General features: G+C 76.3%; 13 protein-coding genes. 10 read left to right on the top strand and 3 right to left on the bottom strand.

Features of this window, described 5'->3' with window-relative positions; genetic code table 11:
* Positions 1 to 3 precede the first annotated feature (3 nt).
* Both cutA and ACI78R_RS18585 read left to right on the top strand, forming a co-directional pair.
* On the top strand, positions 4 to 2,418 hold the full coding sequence (gene cutA, locus ACI78R_RS18590) for an aerobic carbon-monoxide dehydrogenase large subunit (RefSeq protein ID WP_457041830.1): 2,415 nt from the start codon (positions 4 to 6) through the stop codon (positions 2,416 to 2,418).
* Positions 2,415 to 3,101: an SRPBCC family protein gene (locus ACI78R_RS18585; protein ID WP_457041829.1), complete on the top strand. Its 687-nt coding sequence runs from the start codon at positions 2,415 to 2,417 to the stop codon at positions 3,099 to 3,101. The genes cutA and ACI78R_RS18585 overlap by 4 nt, the downstream gene beginning before the upstream one ends.
* A gap of 131 nt (positions 3,102 to 3,232) precedes the next feature.
* Here the strand turns inward: ACI78R_RS18585 and ACI78R_RS18580 are convergent, their stop codons facing one another.
* Positions 3,233 to 4,636, bottom strand: coding sequence for a NosD domain-containing protein (locus tag ACI78R_RS18580; RefSeq protein ID WP_457041828.1), 1,404 nt, complete (start codon positions 4,634 to 4,636; stop codon positions 3,233 to 3,235).
* 307 nt (positions 4,637 to 4,943) lie between these two features.
* Here ACI78R_RS18580 and ACI78R_RS18575 point away from each other — a divergent pair, with 307 nt between their 5' ends.
* Together ACI78R_RS18575 and ACI78R_RS18570 are read left to right on the top strand one after the other, a co-directional pair.
* Entirely contained in the window at positions 4,944 to 5,957 is a 1,014-nt protein-coding gene (locus tag ACI78R_RS18575; protein ID WP_457041827.1) for an ATP-binding cassette domain-containing protein, read from the top strand.
* Positions 5,958 to 6,019: 62 nt separating this feature from the next.
* Complete coding sequence (locus tag ACI78R_RS18570; protein ID WP_457041826.1) at positions 6,020 to 6,838, top strand: ABC transporter permease subunit; 819 nt, start codon at positions 6,020 to 6,022, stop codon at positions 6,836 to 6,838.
* A gap of 20 nt (positions 6,839 to 6,858) precedes the next feature.
* Here ACI78R_RS18570 and ACI78R_RS18565 read toward each other — a convergent pair whose 3' ends face one another.
* Both ACI78R_RS18565 and ACI78R_RS18560 read right to left on the bottom strand, forming a co-directional pair.
* A complete protein-coding gene (locus ACI78R_RS18565; protein ID WP_073422264.1) occupies positions 6,859 to 7,506 on the bottom strand; it encodes a response regulator transcription factor in 648 nt (215 codons plus the stop codon).
* A 377-nt stretch (positions 7,507 to 7,883) separates the two neighbouring features.
* Entirely contained in the window at positions 7,884 to 8,615 is a 732-nt protein-coding gene (locus ACI78R_RS18560) for a LuxR C-terminal-related transcriptional regulator (RefSeq protein WP_457041825.1), read from the bottom strand.
* A gap of 367 nt (positions 8,616 to 8,982) precedes the next feature.
* Between ACI78R_RS18560 and ACI78R_RS18555 the strand changes: the two genes are divergently transcribed.
* The 6 genes from ACI78R_RS18555 to ACI78R_RS18530 are packed head-to-tail and all read left to right on the top strand — an operon-like array spanning position 8,983 to position 14,728.
* Positions 8,983 to 9,309, top strand: a complete 327-nt coding sequence (locus tag ACI78R_RS18555) for a TcmI family type II polyketide cyclase (protein WP_073422207.1) — start codon at positions 8,983 to 8,985, stop codon at positions 9,307 to 9,309.
* A complete protein-coding gene (gene accA, locus ACI78R_RS18550; protein WP_457041824.1) occupies positions 9,306 to 11,021 on the top strand; it encodes a carboxyltransferase subunit alpha in 1,716 nt (571 codons plus the stop codon). Before ACI78R_RS18555 ends, accA begins: the two co-directional genes overlap by 4 nt.
* A complete protein-coding gene (gene accB / locus ACI78R_RS18545; protein WP_454555391.1) occupies positions 11,008 to 11,529 on the top strand; it encodes an acetyl-CoA carboxylase biotin carboxyl carrier protein in 522 nt (173 codons plus the stop codon). Before accA ends, accB begins: the two co-directional genes overlap by 14 nt.
* Positions 11,526 to 13,256, top strand: a complete 1,731-nt coding sequence (locus tag ACI78R_RS18540) for an acetyl-CoA carboxylase biotin carboxylase subunit (RefSeq protein ID WP_457041823.1) — start codon at positions 11,526 to 11,528, stop codon at positions 13,254 to 13,256. Before accB ends, ACI78R_RS18540 begins: the two co-directional genes overlap by 4 nt.
* 9 nt (positions 13,257 to 13,265) lie before the next feature.
* A complete protein-coding gene (locus ACI78R_RS18535) occupies positions 13,266 to 13,778 on the top strand; it encodes an SRPBCC family protein (RefSeq protein WP_457041822.1) in 513 nt (170 codons plus the stop codon).
* Positions 13,775 to 14,728: an ACP S-malonyltransferase gene (locus tag ACI78R_RS18530; RefSeq protein WP_457041821.1), complete on the top strand. Its 954-nt coding sequence runs from the start codon at positions 13,775 to 13,777 to the stop codon at positions 14,726 to 14,728. Before ACI78R_RS18535 ends, ACI78R_RS18530 begins: the two co-directional genes overlap by 4 nt.

The following is a 14,728-nucleotide window of genomic DNA, read 5'->3' as shown; positions in this document are numbered from 1 at the left end:
AGCATGACCACCAAGCTGTTCGGCGAGCCCGTCCGCCGGCGCGAGGACGCCCGGCTGATCACCGGGCGGGGCCGCTACCTCGACGACATCGGCGCCGGCGCGCTGGCCGCCGCCTTCGTGCGCAGCCCGCACGCGCACGCCCGCGTGCTCGACGTCGACGTGGAGGCCGCGCTCGACGTCGAGGGCCTGGTCGCCGTCTACACCTACGAGGACCTCACCGGCCCGATGGCCGAGCCGCTGCCGGTGCTCATCCCCCACCCGCAGCTGCACGCCCCGCGCACCGGGTACCCGCTGGCCAACGGCGTGGTGAACCACGTCGGCGAGCCGGTGGTCATGGTCGTGGCCACCGACCGGTACGTGGCCGAGGACGCCGCCGAGCGGATCGTCGTCACCTACGAGGAGCTGCCGGTCGTCGTCGGCGTGGACGCCGCCCGCGAGGCGCGCGCCGCCGTCCACGAGGACGTCCCCGACAACGTCGCCGCGCGGCACCACCAGGAGACCGGCGACGTCGAGCCGGCCCTGGCCGCCGCGCCGCACACCCTGTCGTTCACGCAGTACATCGAGCGCAGCGCCTGCATGCCCCTGGAGGGCAAGGGCGTGCACGCCCGCTGGGACGCCGACGACGCCAGCCTGCGCGTCTACTCGAGCACCCAGGCCTCGACGTCGGTGCGCGCGGCGATCGCCGCCAAGCTCGAGCTGTCGCTGGACCGCGTCGAGGTGATCGCCCCTGACGTCGGCGGCGGGTTCGGCGTCAAGATCGTGCACCCGTGGCCCGAGGAGCTGCTGGTGCCGATGGCGGCGATCCGGCTGGGCCGCGAGGTCAAGTGGGCCGAGGACCGCCGCGAGCACTTCATCTCCAGCGCCCACGAGCGCCAGCAGCGGCAGGAGATCACCGTCGGGTACGACGACGACGGCCGGATCACCGCGCTCGACGTGCACGTGTGGCACGACAACGGCGCCTACACGCCCTACGGGATCATCGTGCCGATCGTGACGGCGACCCAGCTGGTCGGCCCGTACGCGATCCCGGTGTACCGGGTGGTCGTGGAGAGCGTCTTCACCAACACCGTCATCGTGACGCCCTACCGCGGCGCCGGGCGGCCGCAGGGCTGCTACGCGATGGAGCGGACGATGGACCGCATCGCCGACGACCTCGGCCTCGACCGCGCCGAGGTGCGCCGGCGGAACCTGATCACGCCCGACCAGTTCCCCTACGACCACCACCTGACGTTCCAGGACGGCCGGCCGGTCATCTACGACTCGGGCGACTACCCGGGCCTGCTCGACAAGCTCGTGGCGCTCGTGGGCTGGGACGAGGCCGGGGCGCTGCGGGCCGACGCGCGTTCCCGCGGGAAGATGCTCGGCGTCGGGATGGCGCTCTACGTCGAGGGCACCGGCCCCGGCCCCTACGAGGGCGGGCACGTGCAGGTGCTCGGCAGCGGCAAGGTGCTGGTCTCCACCGGCCTGACCTCCCAGGGCCAGGGGCACGAGACGGTGTTCGCGCAGATCGTCGCCTCGGAGCTCGGGGTGCCGATCGAGGACGTCGAGGTGCACACCGGCGACACCCGCCGCTTCGGCTACGCCGTCGGCACCTTCGCCTCGCGCGCCGCGGTGATGAGCGGCAACGCCGTCGCCCTGGCCGCCCGCGGGGTGCGGGAGAAGGCGATCCGGATCGCCGCCGACGTGCTGGAGGCCAACCCCGAGGACCTCGAGATCGACGAGGGCCTGGTGCAGGTCAAGGGCACGCCGGGCGCGTCGATCCCGCTGCGCACGGTCGCCGTCCTGTCCAACCCGCTGCGCTACGCCTTCGACGAGGCGGCCAAGCAGGCCACCCAGTTCGCGAAGGCCGGCTCGGACGACAAGCCGCCGGTGGCCGAGGGCGACGCGCCGGGCCTGGAGCACCGCGACTACTACTCGCCGATCCGCTCGACGTTCGCCTCGGGCGCGCACGCCGCCGTCGTGGAGATCGACCCGGCCACGTGGGAGATCGACGTCGTCCGGTACGCGGTCGTGCACGACTGCGGCAACGTGGTGAACCCGATGATCGTCGAGGGTCAGGTGCACGGCGGCGTCGCCCAGGGCGTGGGCGGGGCGCTGTACGAGCGGATGGCCTACGACGCCGACGGGCAGCTGCAGAACGCGTCGTTCATGGACTTCCTCATGCCCTACGCCTCCGAGGTGCCCGACATCGCGATCGACCACCAGGAGACGCCCTCGCCGCTCAACCCGCTGGGGATCAAGGGCGCCGGGGAGGCCGGGGTGATCCCCGGGACGGCGGCGATCGCCTCGGCGATCGAGGACGCGGTGGGCCGGCGGATCACGTCGATGCCGATCTCCCCCACCGAGCTGTACGACCTGATGAGGAACGAGACGGCGGAGCGGACGCAGGCGTCCCTCCAGACGGGAGTCCCCGCGTGAACCTCGACGGCTCGGCGGTGCTGCACGGCACGCCCGAGGAGGTCTGGACGGTCATCACCGACCCGGCGGTGCTCGCCCGGACGATCCCCGGCTGCGAGTCGCTGGAGAGGACCGGCGAGGACGAGTACCGGATGGACGTCGCGGTGGGGGTCGGCGCGATCCGCGGCACCTACGCCGGCGAGGTGCGGCTGACCGACCAGCAGCGGCCGTCGTCCTACGTCATGCACGCCTCGGGCGCGGGCGCGCCGGGCAACGTGCGGGCGAAGGTCACGATCACCCTCGAGCCCACCGACGAGGGGACCACGCTGACGTACTCGGCCGACGCCGTCGTGGGCGGGCCGGTCGCGGGCGTGGGCCAGCGGATGATCAGCGGCGTCGCCAAGCGGATGGCCGGGCAGTTCTTCGCCGCGATCGACGGCGAGCTGACCTCGGGCGCGCCGGTGGAGACCGCGCCGGCCGCGGCCCGCGCGTCGTCGGCGGCGGTGAGCTCGACCGACGCGGCGCCTTCGAGCGTTCCCGCGGGAGCGCCCTCCGCGCCGGAGCCGCAGGTGTTCCGCAGGGCCCCCGCGGCGGCCGCGGGGCCGTCGTCGGACCTGCAGACGCTCGCCGTCGGCGCGCTGGGCGGCACCGGGCTCACGCTGCTCGGCGTCCTCGTCGGCTGGCTGCTCGGCCGCCGGCGCTAGACGACGTCCCGTCCAGGGCGGTCCCGGCCGGTGCCGGGACCGCCCTGGACGCGTTCTCACCCCCGCACGGGCCCGGACACGCGCCGAGGGCGGCCCCGGCGGGTGCCGGGACCGCCCTCGGGCGGTGAGCGTCAGACCGGGTAGGGCTCCCCGCAGAACTGCGGCGGGACACTGGCGTCGCAACGGTTGTGCCGGACGTCGATCGGGCCGGTCGGACCGAAGAACGGCGTCTGCGGCGACGGCGATCCGACGAAGATGTCCATCTGCAGCGTCACCGTGGGCGGCGCAGGCGGTGCGGCCCCGGTCGGGACCACCGCCCGGTTGTCGCCGAACCAGTTCGCCTTGACGCTGATGTCGGTCAGCAGACCGGGCGCGTCGTCCGCGGGGTTGGGGTCGGTCCCCTCCGGCGGCGCGAAGGTGAGCAGCGTCAGCCCGGCCGAGGGGAAGGTCAGCGCCGGGGCCATGTCCGGGACGAAGTAGTCCGGCGGGATCGTCGGGTTGTTGTCCCTGAGGACGTTGGCGGTCAGTTTCACGTTCGCGGCGTTGACCACGGCCATCCCGACGCCGGAGATCCGCTGGTCCCCCTGACGTCCCTGCAGGCACCACCGGTTGTTCGCGGTGGACACGTTGGCCGAGATGCGCCAGTCGCCGCCCTCGACGTTGGCCGGGGACCCGGGGATCTCGGTCGCGGCGTCGTCGAAGGTCAGGATGCCGATGCAGTTGCCGCTCAGGTGGTTGGCGTCCACCCGGCCGCCGCTGGACTCCCGCAGGAAGATCCCGAGGTTGTAGCCGCGCACCCGGTTGGCCGCGATGAACGACCGCGAGTCGGCCGAGTCACCGACCGAGATGCCCGCGGTGCCCGAGTTGGGCGGAAGCGGGTTGCCCTCGTCGTCGAGCCCGTCCTCGTCCTCCTCCGTCCGGTCGACGCCCTGCTCGACGTTCCCGACGATGTGGATGTTCCGCGAGTTGCCGGCGATGATCCCGTACCGGTCGTGGCCCACACCCTTGGTCCCGGTGACGGTGAACCCGTCGGCGTGCCAGGCCGAGATCCCGTTGGCGGTGTGGTCGACGGTCTGCAGGTCGCGGACGGTGACCGGCTTGTCGGGGTCGAGGAAGAAGAACGCGGAGACGTTGTCGCCCAGCGGGTTGTCCGGGTCCTCCTCCGCCTCGTCCTCGGCGTCGGCGTCATCGGTCGCCTGCCAGCACGGGATGCCCGAGGTCGGGACGGCGCCGCGGTCCCAGCGGATGACCGTCCGCTCGCGGCCGGCGCCCTGGATGGTCAGGCCCTTGTTCTCGATGCAGACCGCCTCGGTGTACGTGCCCGGTGCGATCCGGATCGTGTCCCCCGAGCGGGCCGCGTCGACGGCCGCCTGGATGGACTGGCCGGGGTGCACGTCCCAGGTGCGCCCACCCCCGCCCTCGGCGGACGCCACCCCGGGGAGTGCCGCCAGCAGCAGTGCCCCGGCCCCCGAGACGGCCAGGGCGCGCACCGCCCGGCCGCGGGACCGCGGTCTCGTCGTCGTGGTCGCGTCCATGGGTCGCCCTCTCCCGTGAGTGCGGTCGCGGCGGACGGGACGCCCACCGGCGGAACCTGTGAGGTGCCTGGCAACGGGCCACACCTTCCCTGTGGGTCCACCGGGGTCCAAGCGGCCGCGGGTATGAACGTGCGCCCGCCCGAGGTCGTACGACCGGCTCCGGTCGGAGCCCGCGCGACCGCCGGAGCAGGCCGCCGTCCACCCCGGGGCGGGCACCCGCGACCCAGGTCGCACACCCGGGGTCGGAACCGGACCGTCCTCCATCCGCGGCGTCGACAGCGCGGGCGGGTCCGGGCAGTCTCCGGCCATGCAGACCGCCACGGGGACCGTCGGGCAGCGTCCTGCGCCGGCCCCGCCGAGCCCCCGCACCCCCGACGCCGAGCCGGTGGTCACCACCGACCGCCTGACCAAGCGCTACGGGCAGCGCACCGTCGTCGACGCCCTGTCGCTGCAGGTGCGCCGGGGCGAGGTCTTCGGCTTCCTCGGCCCCAACGGGGCGGGCAAGACGACGACGCTGCGCATGCTGCTCGGCCTGGTGCGGCCCACCAGCGGCTCGGCCACCGTGCTCGGCCGGCCCGCCGGCACCTCCGTGGCGCAGGTCGGCGCGCTGGTCGAGGGGCCGGGGCTCTACCCGTACCTGTCCGGGCGGGACAACCTGCGGGTACTCGCGCGCTACGCCGGCGTCGGGCCCGGCCGGATCGCCGCGGTGCTCGACACCGTCGACCTCACCGACCGCGCCGGCGACCGCTTCAGCACCTACTCGCTCGGCATGAAGCAGCGCCTCGGCATCGCCGCGGCCCTGCTCAAGGACCCGGCGCTGGTGGTCCTCGACGAGCCCACCAACGGCCTGGACCCGGCCGGCATCAGCGAGGTGCGCACGCTGCTGCGCCGCCTCGCCGCCGAGGGCCGCACGGTGGTGCTCTCCAGCCACCTGCTCGGCGAGGTGGAGCAGATCTGCGACCGGGTGGCCGTGGTCGCCTCCGGCCGGCTGCTGGTGGAGAGCAGCGTCGAGGAGCTGCGGGGGCTCGGCCGGCTGGTGGTCGACGCCGACCCGCTGGAGACCGCCGTGGCGGTCGCCGGCCGGCTGCTCGGCGCCGACCGCGTCTCCGTCGTCGACGGCGCCCTGCACCTGCAGGCCGCGCCCGGGGAGACCGCGGCGGTCAACCGCGCGCTGGTCACCGCCGGGGTCGACGTCACCGGGCTGCGGCAGGAGGCGCGCACGCTCGAGGAGGTCTTCCTCCAGCTCACCGAGCCCGGCGACCCGCCACCGGCGGAGACCCCGGGACGGCGCCCGCGCCGGGTCGGCCGGGGCGCCCGGTGAGCGCCGCCGTTGCCGCGCCGGGCGCCCGTCCGGCCCGCTCGTCTGGGTCGCTCCCGGCGATCGTGGGCGCGGAGCTCCTCAAGCTGCGCCGCCGGCCGGCCACCTGGGTGCTGCTGGGCCTGTGGCCGGCCCTGCAGCTGGTTTTCAGCCTGGTCATCCCCTACATCAGCTACACGCGGGGGTCGTCCTTCGAGGGCATCCCGCCGGAACAGGTCCTGACCAGCACGCTGCCCGACCGGCTGGTGGCCAACGCCCTGTCGGGGCTGCCGCTCTTCGGGGGCGCGCTGCTGCTCACCCTCGGCGCGCTGCTCGCCGGCAGCGAGTACGGCTGGGGGACGCTCAAGAGCCTGCTGGGGCAGGGCCCGCGGCGCACCACCGTGCTCGCCGGTCAGTTGCTCGCACTGGTGGCAGTGCTCGCCGCCACCGTGGTGGTGAGCTTCGCGCTCACCGCCGCCGTCAGCGCCGCGATCGCCGGGGCGGAGTCCGCACCCGCCGACTGGCCGGGCGCCGGCGAGCTGGCGCGCGGGTTCGGCGGCGGCCTGCTCGTGGCCACCACCTGGGGCGCCCTGGGTGTGCTGCTCGGGACGGCGCTGCGCGGCACCGCGCTGGCCATCGGGCTGGGCCTGGTGTGGGTGCTCGCCGTCGAGAGCCTGGTGGTCAACGTGGCCGCGCCGCTGCTCGGGTTCTTCGACGCCCTGCAGCGCGGGCTGCCCGGGGTGAACGCGGGCTCGCTGGTGGCCGCGCTGGCCGGGGGCGACGTGCGCACGCCCGGCGTCGTCGCGGTGGTCGACGGCGGGCAGGCCGCCTGGGTGCTGGCCGCCTTCCTCGCCGCCGCCACCGCGCTCACCGCGCTGCTGCTGACCCGCCGCGACCTCACCTGAGGCCGCGGCGGGCCGGCCCGTCACGCGGCGGGTGAGGAGTCCCGGTTGACCAGGATCGCCAGCTGCGTGCGGCTGCGGACCCCGAGCCGCCGCATGGACGCCGTCAGGTGGCTCTTGACGGTGGCCAGGCTGAGGAACAGCCGCCGGGCGATCTCCTCGTTGCTCAGCCCCTGCGCCACCAGCTCGGCCACCTCGCGCTGCCGGTCGGTGAGCCGGTCCAGCGGGCGCTGCGGCAGCCCGCCTGCCGCCCCGGGCTCGGCGAGGTAGCGCACCAGCTCGCTGGTGGCCGTGGAGTCGATGGCCGGCTCGTGGCGGGACAGCGCGCGCACGGCCTCGACCAGCCGCGCGGCACACGCCCGCCGGGGCAGGTAGCCGCGCACCCCGGCGCGCAGCACCTCGACCAGGTCGCCGCAGGGGTCCTCGCGCGGCTCGGCGAGCACGAGGACCGCCGTCCCCTGCCGGCACAGGTCGCGCAGCAGCGGCAGCGTGGTGCCCTCCACCAGCCCCTGCCGGGCGACGACGACCTGGGCGGGCACCTGCGCGGTGGCCGCCAGGGCGCCGGGTAGCGAGGCGGTCTCGGCGACGACGGCGATGTCGGGCTGGGCCTCCAGCACCACCCGCAGGCCCAGCCGGAAGACCTCCTGGTCCTCGCAGAGCAGCACCCGCACCAGGTGCGACGGCGGACGGGCGAGCTGCGGCCGGACGGGCCGCGGCGCCGGTCTCGGGCGCGGCGGTGCGGCACCGCCGGGTGCGGAGGCGGTCGGTCCGTGCGGCCGGTGCACACGTGGGCCCGGCCGGATCGGGACGTCGTCGGCCATGTCGTTCCCCCCTGTCCGGCCGGCGACCGGCTCCGGGGACCGGGATCTCCGGTCCGACCGGATCCGCCCGTCGGGACGGACCAGCCTGAACAGTCCTGCATCACCCCCGTGCGGACCGGATCGTGCTCGTGGTCACAGCGGGCGTCCAGGCAGTTGCCAGGGAGCCGCGCGACTCTCCGGGGCCGCTGGCCCGCCCCGCACGCTGCGTGACGACACGACCACGGAACTCAGCCGCCGACGGGCCCGGCCTCCCAGCCCGGCCCCGGGCGCGCGACGCGGTTGACGTGGATGGCCAGCTGGGTGCGGTCGCGCAGGCCCAGCCGGCGCAGGGCGACGGTGATGTGGCCCTTCACCGTCGCGCGGCTGACCTGCAGCCGGGTGGCGATCTCGGCGTTGGTCAGCCCCTCGGCCACCAGCTCCGACACCGCCTGCTGCCGGGCGGTCAGCGGGTTGTGGCCGCCGGGTCCGAGGGTGCCGGGGCGGGCGCCGTCGAGGCGGGTCAGCAGCTCCCCGGTCACGGCCGCGTCGAGGAGGGTCTCCCCGCGCAGCACCGCGCGGACGCCCTCGACCAGCCGGTCGGAGCTCACCGTCGTGTGCAGGTAGCCCCGCACCCCGGCCCGCAGCGCCTCCACCAGGTCGCCGGTGCTGCCGGCCTCGCCGAGCAGCAGGACGTGCGTGCCGGTCGCGGTGAGCGCCCGCACCAGCTCGGGGATGCCCTGGCCGCCGGTGCCCAGGCCCACGAGGGTGACCTCCGGCCGCAGGTCGGCGGCCAGCGCCAGGGCCTCCCCGGCGTCCCCGGCCTCGGCGACGACGTGCAGGTCGGGCGCCCAGCGCAGCACCGCGCGCAGCCCGTGCCGCAGCACCTCGTGGTCGTCGCAGACGAGGACCGAGGCCGGGGCCCCGTCGGGAGAGGACGCCCCCAGGGGCCCGAGGACCCCGCTGTCCGGTTCGCCGCCCATGCGTCCGCTCCGCTCGGTCGGGTGCCCCCGCGCCTGTCGCCGGGCCCGGACGCTAGCGACGGAACGGGACGGTCCGCCACAACCGCCACGCCCGCCGGGCGTGCACCGGGCGGCGTTTCATACCCGGGTCGCGGTCCGCGCGGGCCGCAGGGCGGGTGCGCACCGCTCCCCCGGCGCTGGACCGCGAGGCGCGGGCGACCCCTCCTCCGAGCGCCCGCCCCGGCGACCGGCCCCCTCCACCGCCGGGCGGGCGCGCGAAACCCGACCCGTGGCCGGTGCCCGGGCCCGGCGCGCGGTCCTAGCGTCGCCCGGCATCCGCCCCCGGCCGGCCCGTCCGCGGCCGGCCCGCAGCGACGCTGGAGTGCCCGTGCACCAGACGATGATCATCGCGAGGATGACCCCGGCCGACGCCGAGCGCGTCGCCGACGTCTTCGCCCGGTCCGACGCGACGTCGATGCCGCACGAGATCGGGGTGCGGCACCGCTCGTTGTTCACGTTCCACGAGCTCTACGTGCACCTCATCGAGTTCGACCGCCCGCCGGCCGAGGCGATGCGGGTGGCCCAGGGGCTGCCGGCCTTCCGGTCGGTCAGCGAGGAGCTGCGGCCCTACATCGCCGCCTACGACCCGGGCTGGCGCTCGCCGCAGGACGCGATGGCGCGGCGCTTCTACGAGTGGTCGGCGGACCGGCCGTGACCGCGACCACCCCGGCGCGCCGCCCGGACGCGGCCCCGCGCGCCGCGGACTGGGTGAGCTGCCCGGGCTGCGGCTGGCTGCTCTACCGCAAGCGGCTCGAGCGCAACCTGTCGGTCTGCCCCGAGTGCGACCACCACCTGCGGCTGGGCGCGCGGGCGCGGATCGAGCTGCTGGCCGACGCCGGGTCCTTCACCGAGCGGGCCTGCCCGCCGGGGCCGGCGGACCCGCTGGCGTTCAGCGACCTGCGTGACTACCCCGACCGGCTGGCGGAGGCCGCGGTCCGGTCCGGGGAGACCGAGGCCGTCGTCACCGGCACCGCGCGCATCGGCGGCACCGCGGTGGTGCTGGCCGCGATGGACTTCGGCTTCCTCGGCGGCAGCATGGGCGTGGAGGTGGGCCGGCGGGTCAGCGCCGCGGCCGACCTGGCGGTGGAGCAGCGGCTGCCGCTGGTCACCGTGTGCGCCAGCGGCGGCGCCCGCATGCAGGAGGGCGTCCTCTCGCTGTTCCAGATGGCGCGCGCCGGGCAGGCCTACGCCCGGCTGCGCGAGGCCGGGCTGCTGTCGGTGTGCGTCCTGACCGACCCCACGTACGGCGGGGTGTCGGCGTCGTTCGCCACGCTGGCCACCGTCCTGGTCGCCGAGCGCGGCGCGCACGTCGGGTTCGCCGGGCCCCGGGTGGTGCAGGAGACCATCCGCGCCGAGCTGCCCGGCGACTTCCAGACGGCGGAGTTCCTGCTGGCCCACGGGCTGGTCGACCGGGTGGAGGGGCGGGCCGAGCTGCGCCCGCTGCTGGGCCGGCTGCTGCGCCTGCACGCCCGACCCGAGCCGGACGCGCCCGCCCCGGCCGCCGCCCCCGCGCCGGTCCTGCGCGAGGCCGACCCGTGGGACGTCGTCCAGCGGGCGCGGGTGGCCGAGCGGCCGACGACGCTGGACCACCTCGCCGGGTTCGACGACTTCGTCGAGCTGCACGGGGACCGCACGCACGCCGACGACGCGGCCGTCGTCGGGGGCGTCGCGTCCCTCGGCGGCCGCACCGTGGTGGTGATCGGCCACGAGAAGGGCCACACGGTGCGCGAGCGGGTGACCCGCAACTTCGGCATGCCGCACCCCGAGGGCTACCGCAAGGCGATGCGGCTCATGGCGCACGCCGAGGCCGCGGGCCTGCCGGTGGTCACCCTCGTCGACACCCCCGGCGCCCACCCGGGCCCGGAGGCCGAGGAGCGCGGCCAGTCGCACGCCATCGCCGAGACGATCATGCGCAGCAGCCGGCTGCGGGTGCCGGTGGTCGCCGTCCTCACCGGCGAGGGCGGCAGCGGCGGCGCGCTGGCGCTGTGCACCTCGGACTCGCTGCTGGTCAGCGAGAACGCCTACCTGTCGGTGATCAGCCCCGAGGGCTGCGCGGCGATCCTGTGGCGGACGGCGTCCGCCGCCCCGGCCGCCGCCCGCGCGATGCGGCTGGGCGCCGGTCACCTGCTGGCCAGCGGCATCGCCACCGCGGTGGTGCCCGAGCCGCCCGGCGGGGCGCACGCCGACCCCGCGGAGGCCACCCGGCTGGTCCGCGAGGCGCTGGCCGCCGAGCTCGACGAGCTGTGCCGGCTCGACGTCGGCACGCTGCTGGCCCGGCGCGCCGCGCGGCTGTCGCGGATCGGCGGCGAGGACGCCCGGCCGTTGCGCGTGGTCGCCCCGGGGGGTGACGGACGTGCGGCCCGCTGAGCTGCCGCCGCGGGCCGACGGCGGGGCGGGCGAGTCCCGCCCGCTGCACGAGGAGGTCGTCGACCTCGCCCGCGCGCTGCCCGGACCGCTGCGCCGGCTGACCGTGCGCAGCGGCGACCGGGCGGTGGAGGTCGAGTGGGCCGGCACGCCGGCGCCCGCCGCGGCCCCCGCACCGGCGCCGCAGCCCGGCGGGCTGACCGCCGTCGCCCCCGCGCCGGCCGACCCCGGGCCGGAGCCGGAGGTGCCGGAGGGCACGGTCGCCGTCCGCGCGCCGCTGGTGGGCACCTTCTACGCCGCCCCCTCCCCCGGCGCCGAGCCGTTCGTGCGGGTCGGCGACGAGGTGGAGGCCGGCCAGACGCTCGGGATCGTCGAGGCGATGAAGCTGATGAACCCGATCCTCGCCGACGCCGCCGGGGTGGTCGCCGAGATCCGCGCCGGGGACGCGGAGTCGGTCGAGTACGACCAGGTCCTGCTGCTGCTGCGGCCGCCGCCCGGGGGCGCCCGGTGATCGGCCGGCTGCTCATCGCCAACCGGGGCGAGATCGCCGTCCGGGTCGCCCGCGCCTGCCGGGAACTCGGCATCGAGGTGGTCGCCGTCCACTCCACCGCCGACCGGCGCTCGGCCGTCGTCGAGATGGCCGACGAGGCCGTGCACATCGGCCCGCCCGCCCCGCGGGCGAGCTACCTGCACGTGCCCAACGTCGTGGAGGCGGCGCTGCGCAGCGGCGCCGACGCCGTCCACCCCGGCTACGGCTTCCTCTCCGAGGACCCCGACTTCGCCGAGATCTGCGAGACCGAGGGGCTGACCTTCGTCGGCCCGCCGCCGGAGGTCATGCAGCAGGTGGGCAACAAGGCGACGGCGCGGCGGCTCATGGCCGCGGCGGGGCTGCCGCTGCTGCCCGGCGTCGTCGACCCGGTGCGCACCGCCGAGGAGGGGCAGGCCGTCGCCGACGAGATCGGCTACCCGGTGATCATCAAGGCCGCGGCCGGCGGCGGCGGGCGCGGCATGACCGTGGTGCGCGACCCGGCCGACTTCGCCGAGGCCTTCGCCACCACCCGCACCGTCGCGCGGGCGGTGTTCCGCGACCCCGCCGTCTACGTCGAGCGCTACCTCTCCGGCGCCCGGCATGTCGAGGTGCAGGTGCTGTGCGACCAGCACGGCGCCGGGGTGTACCTCGGCGAGCGGGACTGCTCGCTGCAGCGCCGCCACCAGAAGCTGCTCGAGGAGGGCCCGGCCGGGCACCTGACGCCGGAGCAGCGGGCCGCGCTCGGCGAGATGGCGGTCCGCGGCGCGCTGTCGGTCGGCTACACCGGTGCCGGCACCGTGGAGTTCCTCGTCGACGACGCCGGGCGCGCGTACTTCATGGAGATGAACGCCCGCATCCAGGTCGAGCACCCGGTGACCGAGCTGCTCACCGGCGTCGACCTGGTGCGCGAGCAGCTGCTGGTGGCCGGCGGGGAGCCGCTGCGGCTGCGGCAGGAGGACGTCGTCGTGCGCGGCGCCGCGGTGGAGTGCCGGATCAACGCCGAGGACCCGGCCCGCGGCTTCGCCCCCGCACCCGGCCGGCTCGACGTGCTGCGCGTGCCCGACGGCCCCTGGACCCGCTTCGACACCGGCTACCGGCAGGGCGACGAGGTCAGCCCGCACTACGACTCGCTGCTCGGCAAGCTCGTCGTCTGGGCGCCCGACCGCGAGCAGGCGCTGCGCCGGATGGACCGCGCGCTGGCCGAGCTGCGCGTCGAGGGCCCGGGCGTGCACACCACCACCGCCCTGCACCGCGCCCTGCTGCGCGACCCCGACGTGCGCGCCGACCGGCACGACGTCCAGTTCCTCGACCGCCGGCTGCCCGACCTGCTGGTGCGGGCCGCCGCGATCGCCGCGTGCCCCGAACCGTCGCTGCCCGCCCTGCGCGGGCCCCTGCACCTCGTCCCGGACGGCGAGCCCGCCGTGCCGGCCGATCCGCACCCCCGTCCCGAGGAGGACACCGTCATGCCCTTCAGCCAGTCCGACCTCATGCAGCTGCTCACCGAGAAGGCGGGCCTGCCGCAGGAGGCGCACAGCACCGACCCCGACGCCCGCTTCGCCGACGTCGGCCTGGACTCCCTGGCGTTCCTGTCCATGCAGACCGAGCTGCACGACCGCTTCGGCACGACGATGCCCGACGACGACCCGGAGGCGTACACCTTCGGCGAGATCGTCGAGACCGTCCGCGCGGCCGCCTCCCAGCCGGCGTAGGCGCCCGCGATGACCACCACCGACAACCGGCAGACCCTCACCGTCGGGCACACCGACAACGAGATCGTCATCGACGCCGGCATCGACCACGTCTGGGCCATGACCAACGACCTCGCGTCGTGGCCGGACCTGTTCACCGAGTACCGCTCGGTGGAGATCCTGGAGTCCACCGACACCTGGTTCCGGTTCCGGCTGACGATGCACCCCGACGAGTCGGGGCGGACGTGGAGCTGGGTGTCCGAGCGGACCCTCGACCCGGCCGCGCGCGAGGTGCGCGCCCGCCGCGTGGAGCCGGGCCCGTTCGAGCACATGGACATCCACTGGACCTACACGCCCGAGGGCGACGGCACCCGGATGCGCTGGGTGCAGGACTTCCGGATGCGGCCGGAGGCGCCGGTCGACACCGAGGGCATGACCCGCCGGATCGACGCCAACAGCAAGGTCCAGATGTCGGTCATCAAGCAGAAGGTGGAGGCGGCCGCCGCCACCTCGAGCGGCACCGCGCGCGGGACCGAGGGGTGACCGCGGCGCGGGGTCCGGCCGTCGTCCTCCCCGGCGAGGACGGCTCCCGGCCCGGGATGGTCGACCCGTGGCTGGCCGACCCGGTGGCCGCGGCCACCGTGGCCGGGGTCGACGCCGTCGTCGGCCGCGACGTCGCCGCCTGGTGGCGGGATCCCGCGACCGCACCGGACCCCGTCGCGGCCCACCTCGAGGTGGTCGTGGCCGGGGTCGCCGGCTTCCGCAGCCTCACCGCCCGGGGCCTCGAGCCCGTCGCGGTGGCCGGTCACGGCGTCGGCGAGTTCGCCGCGCTCGCCGCCGCCGGCGCCCTGCCGCTGGAGCAGGTGGTGGAGCTGGTGCACTGGCGCGCCGAGCTCCTCTCGCTGGCCCCGCGGCCCTCCTGTGCCGGGCAGGCCGCGGTCCTCGGCCCGGGTGCCGCGGCGATCGCGGCGGCCGCCGTCGCGGTCGCCGGGGCCGGCGGGCCGCTGTGCATCGCCGCCCTCGACGCGCCGGAGCGGGCGGTGCTCGCCGGCGGGCGGGCCGAGCTCGCGCACGCCGGCGAGCTGGTCCGCGCGGCGGGGCTGGAGCTGGTGCGGATGCCCGGCCGGGCGCCGTGCCACGGGGCGCTGGTCCGCCCGGTGGCCGACCACCTCGCCGCCGCGCTCGCCGACCTCGACTGGTCGGCTCCCGCCCTGCCCGTCGTCCCCAACGCCGACCCCGTGCCCACCCGCGACCCCGACCGGCTGGCCGCGGCCCTGCGCCGCCACCTCACCGCGCCGGTGCTGTGGGAGGCCACCGCGCACGCGCTCGCCCGCACGGGCGCGACGGCGCTGCTCGAGATCGGCGCCGAGCCGCTGGTCGGCCCGTGGGCGGCCCAGACCGTCCCGGGGCTGCCCGTCCGTCTGGTGAGCGGGCCCCTCCAGCCCGCCCCCGCCGCCGTGCCCGGTCCCGCGCTCGCGGGCTCCGTGACCTGA

The sequence above is a fragment of the Geodermatophilus sp. SYSU D01106 genome (assembly GCF_054049995.1).
Note: the sequence above shows the minus strand (reverse complement) of the source record. Positions and strands in the feature narration are given on the sequence as shown.